The organism is Bacillus sp. JJ1127 (assembly GCF_036965845.1).
Classification (GTDB): domain Bacteria; phylum Bacillota; class Bacilli; order Bacillales; family Bacillaceae_G; genus Bacillus_A.
In genome coordinates, this window is sequence record NZ_JBALQK010000283.1 from 1 (window position 1) to 763 (window position 763).

Sequence of the window (763 nt, forward strand, 5' to 3'; positions counted from 1 at the left end):
GTTTTTTTAACTTATATATGAATGAAAGAAAAGGATAGTTAGCTTAACTAACTACCCTTTCAAATTTATATAACTTTTATTGTAATCTCTTTAAAATATAACCCATCAGCAGAACTAATTGTTACTTTTGTAGTACCTCTGCCTTTAATTTTCATATTTAAAATACCTGCTTCTGCCTGTTCTGGGACAATTGTTGTTTCAAGAACGTCGCGATTTGAAACGGTAACTTGTGCATCTTTTAAAGTATAGTCAAAGTCAAAATCAATAGATGGTTGACGATTATTATTTCTATATAATGTGGAAACGGTTATATTTTCTGTATCCGTTACATCTTTACTTGAGAATGGTTTTGTATACCAAATAATATTAGAGAAATTGACTGGAATTCTGCTTAATAATTTTGTACGACCAGGGCTATCAGGTAGCTTTGTGAGTTCTATTTTTACTTTTTCAATATCAGAGTGCGTGATACCTGGTTTAACAGGAGATCCGATTCCATTTGTAAATAAAGTTTCTAACAACTTTTGAGCAGTTTGTAGTTCTGAGAAAAGTTGTTGCGCTTTTTCAATTTCTTTTAATAGAGTTGTTTTGTCACTAGAATTAATAAGTTGATCAACTTTCGCTTTGGCGGCATCAATGTTAGCTTGTTTAATATCAGCTTTTAACGTTTTATGATCATTGGCGGTGAATAAATCGTTAACAGCTTTTTGAGCATCTTGTAGTTTAAAAGCCTGCGCAGCTTTAAATAGATTTTGAGCTTTTT

Annotated in this window: 1 pseudogene (cut by a window edge); it reads right to left on the reverse strand. The window is 31.3% G+C overall.

Going from position 1 to position 763, the window contains the following annotated elements:
* Positions 1-65 precede the first annotated feature (65 nt).
* A pseudogene (locus tag V7183_RS22600) lies at positions 66-763 on the reverse strand (toxin Cry1Ac domain D-VI-related protein); it runs 226 nt beyond the window's last position.